The 16,404-nt window shown below is 71.1% G+C and carries 15 protein-coding genes and 2 pseudogenes; 8 read left to right on the forward strand and 9 right to left on the reverse strand.

Annotation, left to right across the window (positions count from 1 at the left end; genetic code table 11):
- Window positions 1-57: 57 nt before the first annotated feature.
- A complete protein-coding gene (locus tag ABIA35_RS15235) occupies window positions 58-960 on the reverse strand; it encodes an NAD(P)H-binding protein (RefSeq protein ID WP_370358305.1) in 903 nt (300 codons plus the stop codon).
- Between the two features lie 71 nt (window positions 961-1,031).
- Between ABIA35_RS15235 and ABIA35_RS15240 the strand changes: the two genes are divergently transcribed.
- Window positions 1,032-1,997, forward strand: coding sequence for a helix-turn-helix transcriptional regulator (locus tag ABIA35_RS15240; protein ID WP_370346523.1), 966 nt, complete (start codon window positions 1,032-1,034; stop codon window positions 1,995-1,997).
- Window positions 1,998-2,016: 19 nt separating this feature from the next.
- Here ABIA35_RS15240 and ABIA35_RS15245 read toward each other — a convergent pair whose 3' ends face one another.
- Window positions 2,017-3,477 carry a class II fumarate hydratase gene (locus ABIA35_RS15245; protein WP_370346525.1) on the reverse strand — a complete coding sequence of 487 codons (1,461 nt, stop codon included), beginning with the start codon at window positions 3,475-3,477 and terminating at the stop codon, window positions 2,017-2,019.
- Between the two features lie 161 nt (window positions 3,478-3,638).
- Between ABIA35_RS15245 and ABIA35_RS15250 the strand changes: the two genes are divergently transcribed.
- Window positions 3,639-4,295 (forward strand): Bax inhibitor-1 family protein, encoded by a 657-nt coding sequence (locus ABIA35_RS15250; protein WP_370346527.1) that lies wholly within the window; start codon window positions 3,639-3,641, stop codon window positions 4,293-4,295.
- A 31-nt stretch (window positions 4,296-4,326) separates the two neighbouring features.
- Here the strand turns inward: ABIA35_RS15250 and ABIA35_RS15255 are convergent, their stop codons facing one another.
- Window positions 4,327-5,472, reverse strand: a complete 1,146-nt coding sequence (locus ABIA35_RS15255) for an LCP family protein (protein ID WP_370358306.1) — start codon at window positions 5,470-5,472, stop codon at window positions 4,327-4,329.
- A gap of 225 nt (window positions 5,473-5,697) precedes the next feature.
- Between ABIA35_RS15255 and ABIA35_RS15260 the strand changes: the two genes are divergently transcribed.
- Window positions 5,698-6,594 (forward strand): DUF1003 domain-containing protein, encoded by an 897-nt coding sequence (locus tag ABIA35_RS15260; protein ID WP_370358307.1) that lies wholly within the window; start codon window positions 5,698-5,700, stop codon window positions 6,592-6,594.
- Between the two features lies 1 nt (window position 6,595).
- Here ABIA35_RS15260 and ABIA35_RS15265 read toward each other — a convergent pair whose 3' ends face one another.
- Window positions 6,596-7,378, reverse strand: a complete 783-nt coding sequence (locus ABIA35_RS15265) for a hypothetical protein (RefSeq protein WP_370358308.1) — start codon at window positions 7,376-7,378, stop codon at window positions 6,596-6,598.
- Between the two features lie 148 nt (window positions 7,379-7,526).
- Between ABIA35_RS15265 and ABIA35_RS15270 the strand changes: the two genes are divergently transcribed.
- Together ABIA35_RS15270 and ABIA35_RS15275 are read left to right on the forward strand one after the other, a co-directional pair.
- Window positions 7,527-7,946 (forward strand): SRPBCC family protein, encoded by a 420-nt coding sequence (locus tag ABIA35_RS15270; RefSeq protein WP_370358309.1) that lies wholly within the window; start codon window positions 7,527-7,529, stop codon window positions 7,944-7,946.
- Entirely contained in the window at window positions 7,946-8,407 is a 462-nt protein-coding gene (locus tag ABIA35_RS15275; RefSeq protein ID WP_370346538.1) for a MarR family winged helix-turn-helix transcriptional regulator, read from the forward strand. Before ABIA35_RS15270 ends, ABIA35_RS15275 begins: the two co-directional genes overlap by 1 nt.
- Before the next feature lie 97 nt (window positions 8,408-8,504).
- On the opposite strand, the gene ABIA35_RS15280 is transcribed toward ABIA35_RS15275, so the two are convergent.
- Together ABIA35_RS15280 and abc-f are read right to left on the reverse strand one after the other, a co-directional pair.
- On the reverse strand, window positions 8,505-9,080 hold the full coding sequence (locus ABIA35_RS15280) for a TetR family transcriptional regulator (protein ID WP_370358310.1): 576 nt from the start codon (window positions 9,078-9,080) through the stop codon (window positions 8,505-8,507).
- 41 nt (window positions 9,081-9,121) lie between these two features.
- A complete protein-coding gene (gene abc-f, locus ABIA35_RS15285; protein WP_370346542.1) occupies window positions 9,122-10,747 on the reverse strand; it encodes a ribosomal protection-like ABC-F family protein in 1,626 nt (541 codons plus the stop codon).
- Between the two features lie 265 nt (window positions 10,748-11,012).
- Here abc-f and ABIA35_RS15290 point away from each other — a divergent pair, with 265 nt between their 5' ends.
- Window positions 11,013-11,525, forward strand: a complete 513-nt coding sequence (locus ABIA35_RS15290) for an AAA family ATPase (RefSeq protein WP_370358311.1) — start codon at window positions 11,013-11,015, stop codon at window positions 11,523-11,525.
- Window positions 11,526-11,902: 377 nt separating this feature from the next.
- Here the strand turns inward: ABIA35_RS15290 and ABIA35_RS15295 are convergent.
- The 3 genes and pseudogenes from ABIA35_RS15295 to ABIA35_RS15305 form a co-directional block, all read right to left on the reverse strand.
- A pseudogene (locus ABIA35_RS15295) lies at window positions 11,903-12,553 on the reverse strand (esterase/lipase family protein); the annotation flags it as partial.
- Window positions 12,554-12,562: 9 nt separating this feature from the next.
- Window positions 12,563-13,144, reverse strand: coding sequence for a DUF308 domain-containing protein (locus ABIA35_RS15300; protein WP_370346547.1), 582 nt, complete (start codon window positions 13,142-13,144; stop codon window positions 12,563-12,565).
- Between the two features lie 43 nt (window positions 13,145-13,187).
- On the reverse strand, window positions 13,188-14,834 hold the full coding sequence (locus ABIA35_RS15305) for a tannase/feruloyl esterase family alpha/beta hydrolase (protein WP_370358312.1): 1,647 nt from the start codon (window positions 14,832-14,834) through the stop codon (window positions 13,188-13,190).
- 227 nt (window positions 14,835-15,061) lie between these two features.
- Here ABIA35_RS15305 and ABIA35_RS15310 point away from each other — a divergent pair, with 227 nt between their 5' ends.
- Window positions 15,062-15,913 (forward strand): alpha/beta fold hydrolase, encoded by an 852-nt coding sequence (locus tag ABIA35_RS15310; protein WP_370346551.1) that lies wholly within the window; start codon window positions 15,062-15,064, stop codon window positions 15,911-15,913.
- A 33-nt stretch (window positions 15,914-15,946) separates the two neighbouring features.
- A pseudogene (locus ABIA35_RS15315) lies at window positions 15,947-16,393 on the forward strand (VOC family protein).
- The last annotated feature ends 11 nt before the right edge of the window (window positions 16,394-16,404 follow it).

Below are 16,404 nucleotides of genomic sequence, written 5' to 3' on the forward strand. Positions count from 1 at the left end.
CTCGCGGCCGCCTTGGAAGGCGGCCGCGAGCGGCTTTTCAATGTCCTGACACAGCGCTCAGAACGCCTCGGCGTGCGCCTCGACCCAGCTGCGGAAGTCCCGCGCCTTGTGCCCGGTCAGCGTCTCGACGTCTCCGCTCACCGCGTGCGGCTGCTCCAGGGACCGCGCCCAGAACTTGAGGATGTCGGCCAGGATCGGGGCCGGGACGTAGGCGCCCATCTGCCGGCGCACCTGCTCGACGTCGATCTCGACATAGCGGATCGGACGGCCGAGCACCTCGCCGATGACGCGGGCCTGATCGGCGTGCGTGAGCAGCTCCGGGCCGGTCAGGTGGTACGCCTTGCCGGCGTGGCCCTCGGAGGTCAGGGCGGCCACCACGGCATCGGCGATGTCCGCCTCGTGGATCACCGGGGCCGCCGCCTCGGCGTAGGCGCCGCGGACCTCGTCGCCGTGCTTGGTCTGGTAGCTCCACGGCAGGATGTTGACGGCGAAGGTGTCCGGCCGCAGGAACGTCCAGCTCATGCCGGAGGCGCGGAGCAGCTGCTCGAGCTCGTGGTGCCGGGTCGCGATCGGGCCGTCCTGCGCCTCGGCGCCGTCCTCGACCGCGCCGGAGGACAGCAGGACCACGTGCCGCACCCCGGCGGCTTCGAAGGCCGCGACCAGCTCCGCGCCGACCTCGGGCGCCGGGAACAGGAACACCGACTCGACCCCGTCCAGCGCCGGCCGCACGGACGCCACGTCGCCCAGGTCCCCCGCCACCGCCTCGACCCCGGCCGGCCACTGCGCCTGCTCGGGCCGGCGGCTCAGCGCCCGCACCGGCTGCCCCTCGTCGGCCAGGCGCTCCACGACGACGCGGCCGACGTTCCCGGTGGCACCAGTAATCAGGATCATGAGTTCTCCCAGGTTCGCGATGGTGAGCTGTGGTGAGCTGTGGTGAACGGCGCCCTCCCGGCCCCGCATGAGTAACACTATGAAGACTTGAGGACAGGTTCGGTCCTCGTTTCGCCCCGGATTTCAGGGAGTGGCAACCCATGCTCCAGACCTCGGCCCGGCTGCTGCGCCTGCTGTCGCTGCTGCAGTCACGCCCCGACTGGCAGGGCTCCGACCTCGCCGAGCGCCTGGACGTGACCACCCGCACCGTGCGCCGCGACATCGATAGGCTGCGCGACCTGGGCTACCCCGTGGACTCCACACCGGGCATAGCGGGCGGCTACCGCCTCGGCGTCGGCGCCGCCCTGCCCCCGCTGCTGCTCGACGACGACGAGGCGGTGGCCGTCGCGGTCGGCCTGCGCGGCGCGGCGGCAGGCTGGGTGACCGGGATCGAGGAGAGCTCACTGCGGGCGCTGAGCAAGATCGAGCAGATCCTCCCCTCGCGGCTGCGACACCGGGTCAGCGGCCTCCAGTCGGCGATCATGCTGCTGCCCGGCGACTGCCCGGTCGTCGACGCCGACCTGCTCACGGCCCTGGCCTCAGCCTGCCGCGCCCACGAGGGGGTCCGGTTCCAGTACCGCGACGCCACACGGCGCGTCGAGCCCTATCGCCTGGTCCGCGCGGGGCGGAACTGGTACTTGCTCGCGTACGACTTGGATCGCGCAGACTGGCGGACCTTCCGTGTGGACCGCGTTGAGGGTCCGATTCAACCCGGCGCACGCTTCACTCCCCGGCCGGAGCCCGCCGGGGACACAGCAACGTACGTCTCTGACGCCCTGACTCGAGCGCCGTACCGGTATCAGGCCACGATCTTGTTCCACGCACCCCTGGAGAAGGTCGCCCAGACCACGAGCCCGACCGCCGGCCGTCTCGAAGCCCGCGACGAGAACTCGTGCCTGTACCACACCGGCGCCGAGGCCCTCGACAGCATCGCGATCTACATCGCGCTGAAGGGCTTCGACTTCGAGGTGCTGGATCCGCCGGAGCTGAAGAAGTTCGTGGCGGAGCTGGGTGCGCGGCTCACGCGGTCTGTGACAGAGGGCGAACAGGCGGCAGAGGGCGAATAGCTCCCTCCTGCCCTACCCCCTAGCTCCGCCGCCCCTGCCCCGTCATCGCCTTCGGATCCACGATCGCGTCGAACTGCTCCGCGGTGAGCCATCCGCTGGAGATCGCCGCCTCGCGCAGCGTCGTGCCCTCGGCGTCGGCGGTGTGCGCGATCTGGGCGGCGCGGTCGTAGCCGATCTCGGGGGTCAGCGCGGTCACCAGCATCAGGGAGCGGCCGAGGTCGTGGTCGATGCGCTCGCGGTCGAGTTCGGTACCCTCGATGCAGAAGACCCGCAGGTTGCGGGCGGCGTCGGTGAGGATGCGCGCGGAGTGCAGGAAGGAGGAGGCGATCAGGGGGCGCATGGTGTTGAGCTCGAAGTTGCCCATGCCGGCGGCGGTGGCCAGCGCGGTGTCGTCGGCCATCACCTTCAGGCAGACCATCATCGTGGCCTCGCACTGCGTGGGGTTGACCTTGCCGGGCATGATCGAGCTGCCCGGCTCGTTCTCCGGCAGCCGCAGTTCGCCCAGTCCGTTGCGGGGGCCGGAGCCCAGGAAGCGGATGTCGTTGGCGATCTTCAGCAGGGGTACCGCGACGCCGCGCAGGCCCGCGGAGGCCGCGACCATCGCCTCGGCGCCGGCCAGGGCGGCGAACTTGTTGGGGGCGGTGACGAAGGGCTGGCCGGTGAGCTCGGCGAGTTCGGCGGCGAAGCGTTCGGCGAATCCGGGCGGGGCGTTCAGGCCGGTGCCGACCGCGGTGCCGCCGGCGGCGAGTTCGTACAGGCCAGGCAGGGCCGATTCCAGGCGGTCGGTCGCGGCGGCGATCTGGGCGGCGTAGCCGGACCACTCCTGGCCGACGGTGAGCGGGACGGCGTCCTGCAGGTGGGTGCGGCCGGTCTTGGGGATGTCGGCCCACTGCCGGGCCTTGTCGTCCAGGGCCGCGTGCAGGTTCCTCAGCTCGGGCAGCACGTGGTTCTGCAGCGCCAGGACGGCGGCGACGTGGGTCGCGGTCGGGAAGCTGTCGTTGGAGGACTGCGCGAGGTTGACGTGGTCGTTGGGGTGGACCGGCGACTTGCTGCCCAGGGTGCCGCCGGCCAGCTGGATCGCGCGGTTGCTGATGACCTCGTTGACGTTCATGTTGGTCTGCGTGCCCGAGCCGGTCTGCCAGACGTACAGCGGGAAGTGTTCGTCGAGCTCGCCGGCGATCACCTCGGCGGCGACCCGGGCGATCAGGTCGGCCATCCAGTGCGGGAGCCGGCCGGCCTGGCCGTTGACCAGCGCGGCGGCCATCTTGACGTAGCCGTAGGCGTGGTGGATGCCCTGGGGCATGTGGTCGTCGCCGACCGTGAAATGCTCCAGCGAGCGCTGCGTCTGGGCGCCCCAGTACTTGTCCGCCGGGACCTCGATGGCCCCCATCGCGTCGGTCTCGCGCCTGGTCCCGGCCACGTCGAGGCCGACCGGGAGGTCGAGGATCTCAGGAGGGGTGTCCGGCTCCGAGTTCGTCATGCGACCTCCATTCAGAGACGCCAGAATGCCGATGCAGTAACGCTAGCGGGCCCGCGGGCACTGTGCCTTCCGAGACAGGCCGCGGGTACGAGACCATACGATCATCGAGGCCGCCCGGCCTCGCACTACTGAACGCCCCCGACCGGGGGTAGGAGGTGACCGTGTACGACACGACAATGTCCCGTCAGGGCTACGGGATCTCGACGAACACCCTGTTCGCACGCACGATGGGCTTCGTCGCCGCCACGGCCGCCCTGTTCGCGCTCGGCGCCTACACCGGCCGCGACCTGGCCCACGGCGCCGGTTTCATCGCCTTCATCGCCGCCTTCGCGGCCCTGATCGCGATGCGCTTCACCGCGGCCCGCTCGCCCCAGGCCACGGTGCTCCTGCTCGGCGCGTTCGGGTTGCTCATGGGCATCGCGATGGCACCGACCCTGGTCTACTACGCGACGACCGACCCGAAGGCCCTGTGGCAGGCCGGTGCGGCCACCGCGCTGTTCGTCGGCGCGCTGGGCTCGGCCGGCTACGCCACCGAACGCGACCTGTCCAGCGTGGCCCGGGTGAGCTTCTGGGGCCTGGTGGCGCTGCTGGTCTTCGGCGTCGTCGCCATCTTCGTGAACATCCCGCACGCCTCGGTGATCTACAGCGTGGCCGGCCTGGTGATCTTCGCCGGCTTCACCCTCGTGGACTTCCAGCGGCTGCGGCGCGTGCAGAACATCCAGTCGGCGCCGCTGCTGGCCGCGTCGATCTTCCTGGACATCCTGAACGTGTTCCTGTTCTTCCTCAGCCTGTTCGGCGGGAATGGGCGACGCAACTAGGCGGACACAGCGGATACAGCAGATACAGCAGTCAGTTCACGCAGGCGATCCCCTTCTCGGTCGTCGTGTCCGGGCCGGACGGCGGCGCGGCCACGGCGGCCGAGGTGGTTCGCGGGGCAGAGGAGGTTCGCGGGGCAGAGGCCTGATGCGCGGTCTTCGCGCCACCGCCACCGCCACCGGCGGCCTTGGCACCCGAGAAGTACTGCTTCATCGCCGCCTGCATCTTCGCCGGGTCGACCAGGTTGACGTCCTCGCCGTCGCGGGTCGCGAAGCTCTCCACGGGCAGCGTGTGGAACTGGATCCGCCCGGCCTTCAGGCTGCCGGCCTTGGAGATCAGGGAGAGCACGTCGAAGCTGTCGTCCACCACGACGTCCCGCTTCAGCGCGTCGACCAGGCCCGAGAGCTTCCCGACGTCGGAGAGCACGCCGTCGTCGGACAGCTTGCGCTGCACCGCCGCCAGGAACGCCTGCTGCCGCCGGGTCCGGTCCAGGTCGCCGCCGGGCAGGCCGTGCCGCTGGCGGACGAACGCCAGCGCCTTCGAGCCGTCCAGGGTCTGCACCCCGGCCGGGAAGTCGGCGCCGGAGTAGTCGTCCTGCACCGGCTGGTTCAGGCACACGGTCACCCCGCCCAACGCCATCGCCACATCGTAGAAGCCGGCCAGGTTCACTTCGGCGAAGTGGTCGATCGGCACGTTCAGCAGGGTCTGCACCGCGGCGATCGCCGAGGCCCGGCCGGCCTCGCGGCCCGCGGCCTCCAGGGCGTCGCCGGCCGGACCCTTGCCGGCCTTCACCAGCGCCGCCTCCTGAGCGGCCTTGGCCCGGCCGTAGGCCTCCTTGATCTTGTGCCAGCCCAGGTTCGGGATGTCGACCCAGTCGTCGCGCGGCACCGACACCGCGGTGGCCGCGGAGCCGTCGGCCGGGACGTGCAGCAGGATCAGGGTGTTGGTGTTGTAGCCGCCGACGTCGCTGGAGGAGCCGGCGTGCAGCTCGCCCAGCATCGCGCGCGGCAGGTCGTGGCCCTGGTTGTCGCGGCGCGAGTCCAGGCCCATCAGCAGGATGTTGACCGAGCCGTCGTGCGACTTCGGGATGGTCCCGCCGAGCGCGGCCGAGCGCTGGAAGCCGCCGAGCACCGCGGCCCGCAGCCAGGCCCCGGTGACGCTGAGCAGCAGCACCGACATCGACAGCGTCGAGGCCGCCGCCCACAGCCAGCGCGAGCGCCGGCTCCGCGGGACCGGCGTCCGCGGCCGGGGACGGGGCCCGGGTCGGCGACCACTGGGGCCGGCGGCATACGGCGTTCCCGATGATGGCTGGTGCACATATCCAGCAAACCGCGTGAAGCGACCTCTCCCCGGACGACACGCCCTGACGGATGCTTTGTGAGGGTTCGACTATTTTATGGGCCTGTGAGCCTTTACACGTCCATGCGCCATCCCCACGTCCACCGGCGGATCCGGCACGGCCACGCCCGGATCGAGAACGAGTACGCCGGATCCGGGACCGGCGGCAAGCTGGCGGCCTGGATCACCCGCAGGCTGGGGTCGATGTGGACGGTCTACGGCTGCCTGGCGCTGACCGTGGTGTGGATGCTGCTGGGTTCGCGGGCGTTCCTCGGGTTCGACCCGTATCCGTACCCGTTCATGCTGTTCCTGGGCAACGTGGTGCAGCTGCTGTTGATCTTCGTCATCCTGCTCGGGCAGCAGGTGCTCGGGCGCACCGGCGACCGGCGCGCGGTCCAGACCTTCGAGGACGCCGAGGCGATCCTGCACGACTGCGAGCAGATCCAGAACCACCTGATCGCCCAGGACCGGCACCTGGCGGCGTGCGTGGTGCTCAACGAGATCGAGCAGATCCAGCTCACCGAGGCCGCCGAGCGCTTCGCCGCCCCGCCGTCGATGGCCGACGAGCACATCGGCGTCCACGCCCGGCTGGCGGCCCGGATCACCGCGAGCTGCGGCACCATGGCCGCCTTCTACGCCGCCGCGGCGTTCCAGCTGGTGTGGATCACGCTTGCGCAGACCGGGGTGCTGCGCTTCGACCCGTACCCGTTCGCGTTCCTGCTGTTCCTGTCGAGCCTGGCCCAGCTGCTGCTGATGTTCGTGATCATGCTCGGCCAGCAGGTCCTGGGCCGCGCGGCGGACCGGCGCGCGGAGATGACGTTCCGCGACGCCGAGGCGGTGCTGCGCGCCTGCGAGCGGCTGCAGGCGCACCTGCGGGCCCAGGACCTGGCGATCCGGCACGTGGTGGAGCACATGACGGCGTGCGGGAGCAACGGGACGGCCGAAGTCCCCACAGTCCTCTGAGTCAGATGACGCCGACCGCGACCAGGCCGCCGATGAACAGCAGGGTCCCGGCGGTCAGCAGGTTGGCGCCGCGGTCGATCCACGGCGCGGTCAGCAGCCTGGCCCCGGCCGCGGTCGCCGTGGTCAGCCCGACGATCGTGGCCACGGTGACCGCCGCGAACGCGATCAGCGAGCCGATCGAGGCCGCGACGCCGACCGCCCCGGCGGCCAGGAAGACCGGCAGGATCGTGAGATCCGGCGAGGCCGCCGCGCCGAAGGGGACCAGGAAGGCGGCCAGGCCGCGGGCGTCGCGGTGCGGGCGGGGTCCGGCATCGGCGGCGTGGGTGTGGACGCCGGCGCGGAGGTCGGTGCGCTCCAGGGTCGCCACGCCGTGGGAGTGGTCGTGTCCGTGGTCGTGGTCGTGGTGGCCGCTGTGGCCGCGGTCGGCGTGGTCATGCCCGTGCCCGTGGTCATGGCCCTCATGGCTGTGCCCGTGACCGCGCCCGGCGATCTCCATGACCAGGAACACCACCCCGGTGACCAGCAGGATCCCCCCGATCATCACATCGGCGTGGCGGGCGACCGTGGTCCGGAACTGCGACCCGACCACCACCAGGACCGCGCCCAGCAGCAGTGAGACCAGGACGTGCGTGATCCCGGCGGCCAGCGACAGGCGCACGGTCTGGCGGGTGGGATACCTCCTGGTCCGGGACAGGACGGCGAGCGGCATCCAGTGGTCCGGCATGACAGCGTGGCCGAACCCGACTCCTGCGGCGGCGAGCATCAGAGCGGGAAGCGTCTTCACAGAGCCCACTATAGCTTCACATCTTCGCATTGACGAATATGAGCAACTATTGCGACCGGCTCTCACCTGCGAGAATCTTGCAGTTGCGAGATAGCCTGCGCGCAGATAGTCTGTGCGTAGAGCAAATCCGCTACGGGAGGGGAACACCATGTGGGAGTACGAGTACAGCGCCACGGCCGAGGTCACGCCGAACGCCGTCTGGACGCTCTGGGCCGACCCGCTGGGCTGGCACACCTGGAACGACGGCGTCGGCGAGGTCGAACTGCTCGGCCCGTTCGCCGCCGGCACCGAGTTCACGATGACCCCGCCCGGCGAGGACACCATCCGCATGAGGATCACCGAGGTGGTCCCGGACCAGGCCTGGATCGACGTCTGCGAAGTGCCGGGCATGCTGATCACGACGCACCACCTGATCGAGGACCTCGGCGCCGGCCGCACCAAGGTCACCTACCGCACCGAGATCACCGGCGAGGCCGCCGACCAGGTCGGGCCGGAGATCGGCCCGCAGATCTGCGCCGACTTCCCGGACGTGGTCACCAAGCTGCTGGCGCTGGCGGCGAGCGCCTGATGGCCGATGGTGCGGGCGCTTCCGCAGGTTCCGTCGGCCCCGGCGACCAGCCCGGCTTCCTCCTGTGGCGCGTCACCCTGCGCTGGCAGCGCGAGATCGCCGCGGTCCTGGCGCCGCTGGACCTCACCCACGTCCAGTTCGTCCTGCTCGCCTGCACCTTCTGGCTCAACGACCAGGGCCTGGCCCCCAACCAGGCGACCGTCGCCGAACAGGCCGGGACCGACGTCAAGATGACCTCGCAGGTGATCCGCACCCTGGAGGCGAAGGGCCTGATCAGCCGCGAGGTCGACCCGGCCGACACCCGCGCCCGCCGGCTGCGGGTCACCCAGGCCGGCGCCGATCTCGCCCCGCGGGCGATGGCGGCGGTGGAGGCGGCCGACGCGGCGTTCTTCGACCCCGTCGCGCGCCCGGAGGCGGTCGGCATGCTGAGCAGGCTGGCGCGCTTCACCGAGCCCGGATAGGCGGCGGGGCCGGGGCGTCAGCGGCGGGGCTGCTAAGACAGCGGCCCCGCCCGACAACGGCTCAGCCCGACAGCGTCGGCGGCTCGGCCCGACAGCCTCAGCCCGCCGACGACTCCTTCACCACCGCGGCCACCACCGTCCGCACGATCTCCCGCCGCCGCTCCTGGTCCGCGGCGTCCATCACCCGCATGATGTCCGGGCTGGTGAACTCCCAGAACGCCGCCATGTGGACGGCCAGCGCGAACAGCACGTCGGCCGGGAACGGGCTGGCGATCACGCCGCCGGACAGCGCCTCGCCGATCATGCCGACCCGCTCCCGGGTGTCGCGGGCTCCGACCTCGTTCGGCGAGGCCTCGCCGCGCTCCAGCCGCTGCCAGGTGATCAGCCGGGGCAGGTCCGGGTACTGGGCATAGATGTCGCACAGCATCACCGCGAAGCCGGGCAGGTCCTCCACGTCCAGCGGCAGGCCGTCGACGATCTGCCCGACCAGGTCGCTCCAGACCGCGTCGAACAGCCCGGACTTGTTGGTGAAGTAGTGGTAGATCTGCGCCTTGTTGGACTGCGCGGCCGCGGCGATGCGGTCCACGCGGGCGCCGGTGATCCCATACGCGGCGAACTCGGCCCGGCCCGCCGCGATGAGACGCTGTCTGGTGGCTTCGGCGTCACGCTGCATGACCACCAGACTAACCCACCATCAACTAACCATTTGGTTTATTACTGTTTCGGTGGATGCAGGAGGCCGGCCCGGATTTCGATCCTGCGATCCACCTTGATCTCCTCCAGGAACCGCTCGTCGTGGCTCACCACCACGAAGGCACCCTGGTAGGCGTTCAGCGCGTTCTCCAGCTGCCCGACGCTGACCAGGTCCAGGTTGTTCGTCGGCTCGTCGAGCAGCAGCAGGTGCGGCGCGGGCTCGGCGTACAGCACGCATGCAAGCGTCGCCCGCAGCCGCTCGCCGCCGGACAGCACCCGCGCCGGCAGGTGGATCCGCGCGCCCCGGAACAGGAACCGGGCCAGCACGTTCAGCCGCTGCGCGTCCGGCAGCGACGGCGCGGACGCCGCGAAGTTCTCGGCGACGGTCTTGTCGTCGTCCAGCAGGTCCAGCCGCTGGGACAGGTACGCCACGCGGCCGTCGGCGCGCCGGACCATCCCGCTGTCCGGCTCCAGGTCGCCGTGGATCAGGCGCATCAACGTCGACTTGCCCGCACCGTTCCCGCCGGACAGCGCGATGCGCTCCGGCCCGCGGATCGTCAGGTCGGCCCCGTCGCCGGCGAAGATCTCGGTGTCGCCGAGCCGCTTGCGCAGGTGCTCCCCCACGAACAGCGTCCGCCCGGCGGGGACCTGCGTGTCCGGCAGGTCCAGGGAGATGCTCTGGTCGGCGCGCACGGCCTTGGCCGCCTGGTCGGCACGTTCCTTGGCCTCGCCGACGCGCGAGGCGTGCATCGTCTGCGCGCTGCCCGCGGCCTTCTCGGCGCCGCGCTTCATGTTCCCGGCGAAGATCTTCGGCAGGCCGGCGTTCTTGAGGTTCTTGGCCGCCGTGCTGGCGCGCCGGTCGGCCCGCTCGCGTGCCTGCTGCATCTCCCGCTTCTCGCGCTTGAGCTCCTGCTCGGCGTTGCGCAGGTTGCGCTCGGCGTTCTCGCGCTCGGCCTCGACCGCCTCCTCATAGGCGCTGAAGTTCCCGCCGTGGAACCGGAGCTCGCCGGCATCGAGCTCTGCGATGCGCTCCATCCGGTCCAGCAGTTCGCGGTCGTGGCTCACCACCAGGACGCAGCCGCGCTGGCCGTCGAGGACGTCGTAGAGCTTGTGGCGGGCGGCCAGGTCCAGGTTGTTGGTCGGCTCGTCGAGCAGCAGCACGTCGGGCTGCCGGATCAGCAGCGCGGCCAGGCCGAGCGAGACCACCTGGCCGCCGCTGAGGGTGCCGAGCGGATCGCGCAGCCCGACCTGGCCCAGGCCCAGCCGGTCCAGCTCGGCCCGGGCGCGGTCCTCGACGTCCCAGTCGTCGCCGATGGTGGTGAAGTGCCGCTCGTCGGTGTCGCCTGATTCGATGGCGTCCAGCGCCGCGACGATCTCGGCGACGCCCAGCACTTCGGCGACCGTGCGGCCCGCGGTCAGCGGCAGGTCCTGGGGCAGGTAGCCCAGGACGCCCTGGACCGTGACGGTGCCGGCGGTCGGCGTCAATGCGCCGCTGATCAGGCGCAGCAGGGTGGACTTGCCGGCGCCGTTCGGGGCGACCAGGCCGATGCGTCCGGCGTCGAGGCTGAAGCTGAGGTCGTGGAAGACCGGGGTGTCGTCGGGCCAGGTGAAGGACAGGCCGGAGACGACAACAGGGGATTGAGACATGGAGATGCCCTTGAAAGGTGAGGCGTGACTGGTGAGAGAAGACGAAACAGCGCCGAGTCGCGGATCAATCGGTCAGAACACGCTCGGTACCGGCGGGCATCTCAGTGCGAGATGTCGTCGTCGCTCAGCATGTCGAACTCCTTACTCAGGACCTCCAGCACCGTAACACGGGGCGCAGCCCTAAAGTCTGACTATTTGGTTGACACGGCCTCCCGCGACCGCTCTAATTAACTAACCAGATAGTTGACTAGCCGGAGGCCCGGACATGGAGATCGTCGGCCGCACCCGCGAACAGGACCACCTCTCCGCCTTCATCAGCGCCGACACCGGCCAGGCACTCGTCCTGCGCGGCGAGACCGGCGTCGGCAAGAGCTCGCTGCTGGACTTCGCCGCCGGCCTCGCCGCGGCCGAGGGCCACCTGATCGTCCGCGCGACCGGCGTCGAGGCGGAGTCCGGCCTGCCGTACGCCGGGGTGCACCAGCTCGTCTACCCGCTGCTGCAGGAGGCCGACGGGCCTGCGGCCTGCTCGACATCGACCCCGGCACCGGCGACTACACCTTCCGCCATCCGCTCGTACGCTCCAGCGTGGTGCAACTGGCCACGCCGAACCAGCGCCGCGCGGCCCACGAACGGCTCGCGCGCTTCCACCGCGACGACCTCGAGCGCCGGGCGACGCACCTGGCCGCGGCCACCATCGATCCGGACGACGAGGTGGCGGCCGTGCTGGAGGCCGCCGCGCAGTCCGCGACCCGGCGCGGCGGCGCCCTGGCCGCGGTGACCTGGCTGACCCGCGCCGCCGAGCTGACCGAGGACCGCGCCGACCGCTCGCGGCGGCTGGCGCACGCGGCCTTCATCGCCGGCTACGCCGCGCGCCTGGGCCAGGCCCACCGCCTGGTGCGCTCCGACCGGACGTCCGGCGCCGGCGAGTCTGTCGCCTCGACCTCGGCCGACGCCTACGCGGCGCTGTACCGGGACGGCGATGTGCGCTCCACCGAGCGGCAGGTCGTAGCCGCGATCGAGGCACTGCGCGACGGCGGCCGGGCGCAGCCCGAGGACATGTCCCGGCTGACCGCCCAGTTGCTCACCATCGGCATGTTCGCCGGCGACCGGCAGGCGTGGGAGCGTATCAACGAGCTCATCGGCTCCCTGGACGACGAGCTGGTCGACGAACAGACCCGCATCTATGCCAACACCTGCAGCGACGTGGTGCGGCACGGCGCCGGCTGGGCCGGGCCGGTGGGGGCGGTTCGGCACTCCGGGCTCCACCAGGCCGGCCGGCGGCTGCGGCGCGATCGCCACGGCGGCCTGGCCGATGCCGGCACCCAGGAGCCGCTGCGCGATCAGGCCGCCGAGGGCGTGGCCGACGAGGATCGCCGGGGTGTCGCAGGATCGTGCGATCCGCTCGTAGTGCTCCAGAAGCTGGCCGATCAGCAGATCGCGGAGCGGACCGGGGTTCCGGCGGGCCGCCTCCAGGGTGGGTTCCTCACCGGGCCAGCCCGGGGCGTCGACGGTGTAGCCGTGTCTGGCGAACCTCTCAGCCCAGGCCTCCCAACTCGAGGCGTGAAGCCACGCACCGTGGATGAGGACTACAGGGATGGGCTGCACGACAGGGCCTTCCGACGACGGGCTGGCATCGGCCGCCGGGCGGCCCCGCCGGCTTCTCGATGATCTCTCCGGCGCGCGCCCGATCGGAACAGTCGGATGACTGAACACTGCGACGCCGCGCGAGGCCCGATCCGACCGGGCCGAGAACACAAAAACGTTCGGGCCCGCCCCCGTCCCGGGGTCGGGCCCGAACTGTGACACGCGCCCGGCTCAGACCGGCTGAACCGTACCCCGGCGCGCCTTCCAGGCCAGCAGGCCGGCCTGGACGATGAAGAAGATCCCGCCGCCGGTGGCGTAGACGGCCAGGACCGACAGCGACGGCTTGTCCCCCGCGGCCTGCGCGTCGTAGAAGGCACCCACGACGAACGACAGCCCGCCGGCGATCAGCATCGGCCACTGCTTGCCGAGCTCGGGGCCGCGGCGCCGCAGCCCCACGAACACCTGCGCCGCGCCGGACACGATGGCCCACGCGCCGAAGGTGGCCAGGGCCGCCGCCGCACCGCTGGCTCCGCCGGCGATTCCCACGCCGATCGCGGCCAGCGCGCTCAGCACTCCGTTGAACGCCGTGACCCGGCGCTCGGGCCCGTCCGGACCCCAGCGGTAGTCGAACACGGACGACACCGCGTCGAGCAGCGGGTAGGCGACCAGCAGCGTGACCGCCGCCGCGCTCAGGGACTCGTTCACCTTGTAGGCGTTCGCGAAGGCCACGGCCCACGCCACCGCCAGCACACCCCGGGTGAAGTACAGCCGTGTCAGGGGGCTGTGTCCGGAATCCGCCGTTGTAGTACTCATGGCCTTCTCCTTAGTGCTGTGCTCGGATTTCAGACCGGCAGGGTCAGCTGTGCGACGAGGTCACGCAGCGGAAGCTGGCCGGGTTCGTCACGTCGCCGTGGCCGGTGTAGCGGGACACCATCGGGTAGCGGCACACGTCCCGGGTGAAGCTCTGACCGCTGGGGTTGGTCAGCGTGGCGTGCAGGACGCTCGGGGCCTTGCCCTGCTCGACCCACTTGGTGAGCGAGGCCATGTCGTCCACGCCGCCGCCCTGCAGACCACAGTGCGCGACGCCGGGCGCCAGGAAGACGCGGTAGAAGTCGTCCACCTTCTTGTCGCCGCCCATCGTGGCGTCGACGCGCTGGCGGTAGTCGACGGTCCCGCCGGTGGGGATGATCTGGTCGGCGGAGCCCTGCCAGGTGATCAGCTTGCCGCCGGCCTTGCGGAAGGCCGACAGGTTCGGGTTGTTGTCGGCGATGACGCCGTCGTACTGCGCGCGCGCCTTCTGGAAGATCTGGTCGAACTGCGCGTAGGTCAGGTTCGCGGAGCTGAACGCGGGGTTCTTCTCCACGAACGTGGCGACCCAGACCGCCGGGACGAAGAACGGGTCGCCGGTGGTGGTGCCGTCGGTCGCGGTCTTGGTGGCCGCCAGCGTCGAGAAGTCGGCGCCGACCGGCAGGCCGGACCACAGCCGCTTGCCGTTCGCGTCGCGCGGGCCGTCCCAGATCTTGCGGACCACGTCCGCGTCGGCGGCGGTGATCGTCACCGGCTTGCCGTCGCACTGGATCGTGGTGCCGATCAGCCGGCGCGGGTCGAAGTCGCAGGCGGCGGGGTTGCTGATCAGGCCGTCGACGGCGCCGTCGAGCTTGTCGCAGGACTTGAGCACCGCGGCGTTGAAGGCGTTGAACTCACAGGTGGTCGGGTAGGTGTGCTCCTCGCTCATCACCACCTGCGGCCACAGCGTCGACACCTCGAACTGGTTCCAGTTGATGGCCGGGGCGTCGGCGTTGATGCCGTTGTAGTCGTTCGGGTAGAGCTGCGCCTCGGCGTAGCCCTGGCGGCCGCCGGTGGAGCAGCCGTTGAAGTAGGAGTAGGACGCGGCGTGGCCGTAGACGTCGGCCACGACCTGCTTGCTGACCACGGTCATCTCGTGGACCGAGCGGGAGGCGAAGTTCTGCAGCAGGCCGGTGTTGATCTGGCCGGCGGAGTTCAGGGCCCAGCTGGTGTCGAAGGCGTTGCCGACACCGGCGTCGGTGGTGGCGGTGGCATAGCCGGACTTGACCGCGGCGGCCAGGCCGCCGCCCTGGTCGTTGGCCTGGTAGGCGGCGCCGCCGACGGCCTGGAAGCGGCCGTTCCAGCCGGTCTGGGGCAGCCAGACCTGGACCTTGGCGTGGTCGTTGAGGCCGGGGTGGGTCAGGGTGACCGTCACCTCGCAGTGCGCCGGGACGGCGGGGACCACGGCCCCGCCGAGCGGGGGCGTGCCCGGAACCGTGTAGTCCCCGGCCGCGACGCTGGCCGCGGTCACGGATTCCACCGCGGTGCCGTCCGGCGCCGGGATCTGGAACGGCGTGCAGGCGTAGCCCGCCATGGTGGCCGGGGTCACGGCGGCGGTCGTCGCCGGGGCCGCGAACGCGGTCACCGGGACGTAGACAGCGGCGCCCACGAGCGGCACCGCGGCCGCCGTGATGGTCAGAAGCCGTCGTCGTTTCATGGTTCTCCTCGGATCAAGGGCGGTGAAGTGCCTGGTGTCGGGATGGCGCCTTCACTTTCGCGGCCGTTCCGCCCTTGGCACATCAGTCACGTGACGCTCAGTCTTCGACGGCTCCGAGGTGGCTCAAGGGCCCCTTCGACTGGGAGTCAGATGACCGATGTGTGCGTCACGGCGGCCGGGTGACAGTGATGCCGCACCAATGACCCAGCCCTCGAAAGGGATTTGCCATGCCTACCCTGCCCTCCGGCCGCAAGCGCCGGATCGTCGCCGGTTCCACCGCTGTCGTCGGCACCGCCGCCGCGCTCGGCGCGTTCGCCCTGACCGGCACCGCGGACGCGGCGTCCCGTCCGGCGGCCGCGGACCACGGCCCGAAGCCGACGGTCATCCTGGAGCACGGCGCGTTCGCGGACGCCTCCAGCTGGGACGGCGTCATCACCGACCTGCGCCGCGACGGCTACCCGGTGATCGCCGCGGCGAACCCGCTGCGCGGCCCGGCCTCCGACGCGGTGTCGCTGCGGGCGCTGATCGAGCACGTCAACGGCCCGGTCATCCTGGTCGGCCACTCCTACGGCGGCTCGGTCATCAGCGAGGCGGCCGCCGGCGAGAAGAACGTCAAGGCCCTGGTCTACGTCGCGGCGTTCCTGCCGGCGCCGGGCGAGAGCGCGCTTCAGCTGACCAACCTCTACCCGGGCTCGACGCTGCCGGCGACGCTGGACCCGGTGCCGTTCACCAACCCCGACGGCACCACCGGCACCGACCTGTACATCCAGCAGGACAAGTTCCCGCACCAGTTCGCCGCCGACGTGCCCGCCGACCAGGCGGCGCTGATGGCCGAGACGCAGCGCCCGATCGCGCAGTCCGCGCTGGAGGAGAAGGCCACGGTCGCGGCCTGGAAGACCATCCCGAGCTGGGACGTGGTCACCACCCAGGACCTGAACATCCCGCCGGCGGCGCAGGAGTTCATGGCCAAGCGCGCGAACGCGCACGTCACCAAGGTCGCCGCCTCGCACTCGGTCGCGGTGTCGCACCCGGGCGTGGTGGCCGACGTCATCGAGCGCGCGGCCCGCGCGACGCGCTGATCCCTGCCCGACACCGACCACGAGGGATCACTCATGGATCTGAAGCTGGAAGTCGTCATCGTGCCGGTGACCGACGTGGACCGCGCCAAGGCCTTCTACGTCGAGCAGCTGGGATTCCGCCTGGACGCGGATTTCCCGATCGAGGACGGATACCGAATCGTGCAGGTCACGCCGCCGGGGTCGGAGTGCTCCGTCATCCTCGGCGACGGTCTGTCCTCGGCGGCGCCGGGGACCTACCAGGGTCTGCACCTGATCGTCACCGACATCGTGGCGGCGCGCTCCGAGCTCGCCGCGCGCGGGGTCGAGGTCAGCGAGCCGTTCCAGGACGTCACCGGGGCGTTCCACCGCCCCGGCACGGCGAAGCGGGTCCCCGGCCTGCACCCCGAGCGGCTCAGGTACGGGAGCTTCGCCTAGTTCGAGGACCCGGACGGGAACCAGTGGTTCCTGCAGGAGATCACTCAGCGCGCCCCCGGCCGCTGAGGACTCTCCTT

Source organism: Catenulispora sp. MAP12-49 (assembly GCF_041262705.1).
In the GTDB taxonomy this organism is placed as follows: Bacteria; Actinomycetota; Actinomycetes; order Streptomycetales; family Catenulisporaceae; genus Catenulispora.

Excerpts from the sequence above, each read along its gene's own strand:
- ABIA35_RS15240 (WP_370346523.1), top strand. The coding sequence starts at position 1,032 with ATGCTCCAGACCTCGGCCCGGCTGCTGCGCCTGCTGTCGCTGCTGCAG.
- ABIA35_RS15310 (WP_370346551.1), top strand. The coding sequence starts at position 15,062 with ATGCCTACCCTGCCCTCCGGCCGCAAGCGCCGGATCGTCGCCGGTTCC.
- ABIA35_RS15255 (WP_370358306.1), bottom strand. The coding sequence starts at position 5,472 with ATGTCGGTGCTGCTGCTCAGCGTCACCGGGGCCTGGCTGCGGGCCGCG.
- ABIA35_RS15305 (WP_370358312.1), bottom strand. The coding sequence starts at position 14,834 with ATGAAACGACGACGGCTTCTGACCATCACGGCGGCCGCGGTGCCGCTC.
- ABIA35_RS15280 (WP_370358310.1), bottom strand. The coding sequence starts at position 9,080 with ATGCAGCGTGACGCCGAAGCCACCAGACAGCGTCTCATCGCGGCGGGC.
- ABIA35_RS15245 (WP_370346525.1), bottom strand. The coding sequence starts at position 3,477 with ATGACGAACTCGGAGCCGGACACCCCTCCTGAGATCCTCGACCTCCCG.
- abc-f (WP_370346542.1), bottom strand. The coding sequence starts at position 10,747 with ATGTCTCAATCCCCTGTTGTCGTCTCCGGCCTGTCCTTCACCTGGCCC.
- ABIA35_RS15270 (WP_370358309.1), top strand. The coding sequence starts at position 7,527 with ATGTGGGAGTACGAGTACAGCGCCACGGCCGAGGTCACGCCGAACGCC.
- ABIA35_RS15235 (WP_370358305.1), bottom strand. The coding sequence starts at position 960 with ATGCGGGGCCGGGAGGGCGCCGTTCACCACAGCTCACCACAGCTCACC.
- ABIA35_RS15290 (WP_370358311.1), top strand. The coding sequence starts at position 11,013 with ATGGAGATCGTCGGCCGCACCCGCGAACAGGACCACCTCTCCGCCTTC.
- ABIA35_RS15300 (WP_370346547.1), bottom strand. The coding sequence starts at position 13,144 with ATGAGTACTACAACGGCGGATTCCGGACACAGCCCCCTGACACGGCTG.
- ABIA35_RS15275 (WP_370346538.1), top strand. The coding sequence starts at position 7,946 with ATGGCCGATGGTGCGGGCGCTTCCGCAGGTTCCGTCGGCCCCGGCGAC.